The sequence below is a fragment of the Pseudomonas sp. Sample_16 genome, assembly GCF_004307665.1.
Taxonomy (GTDB): Bacteria; Pseudomonadota; Gammaproteobacteria; order Pseudomonadales; family Pseudomonadaceae; genus Aquipseudomonas.
Genome location: NZ_RCOB01000104.1, coordinates 1 through 645 on the forward strand (window position 1 = coordinate 1; position 645 = coordinate 645).

Below are 645 nucleotides of genomic sequence, written 5' to 3' on the forward strand. Positions count from 1 at the left end.
AGCGGATTGTGGGGCAGCGGGTAGAGCAGCGTGGGCGAGGCCGACCAAGGAGCGGGCTAGGGAAATAAATCTGTCCCCTTTTTTTCTCTTTTTTTCTTTTTTCCTTATGTGGACTAGGATGTGAATATGTCGGTATTTCGAGAGGGGGTAGTTGTAAGCGGTGAATACTCCGGCTGGAAAATATTTGTTGCTGATGATCGTGACGGCGACACCGGTGGCTATTATCTTTACTTGAAAAAAAATAATACTGAAGGATTCGACTACTGGTTCGAAGATGAGATGGGACTTCAATCTCAGCTAACCGATTTTGATGTTGAGTGGATAGTTTGATCTATGTAATTCGTCTTGAGCAAAACGGGGACAGATTTATTTTTTTTCATTTTTCTCCTTTGCTACGCTGAAAACCTCCATGGAAGGAGAGATGAAAGATGCCCAGAATGGGACGTATCGTATTACCCAACTACCCGCACCACGTTGTGCAACGCGGTCATAACCGCCAGGTGGTATTTGCCGTCGCCGAGGATTATCAGCGCTACCTGACGGATTTACGTGAACTCAAAGATGCATGGGGCGTAAAGGTCTACGCCTACTGTTTGATGACCAACCATGTTCATCTGTTGCTGGCTCCGGGTGACTCGGCTGCTG

The 645-nt window shown here is 47.0% G+C and carries 2 protein-coding genes; both read left to right on the forward strand.

All coding sequences use genetic code 11. The features are described 5' to 3' along the window. Positions 1-126 precede the first annotated feature (126 nt). A complete protein-coding gene (locus tag D8U69_RS14980; RefSeq protein ID WP_130907622.1) occupies positions 127-330 on the forward strand; it encodes a hypothetical protein in 204 nt (67 codons plus the stop codon). Positions 331-428: 98 nt separating this feature from the next. Continuing rightward, positions 429-645 (forward strand): transposase (locus D8U69_RS14985; RefSeq protein ID WP_177434573.1); only part of this gene is annotated, 217 nt, incomplete at its 3' end.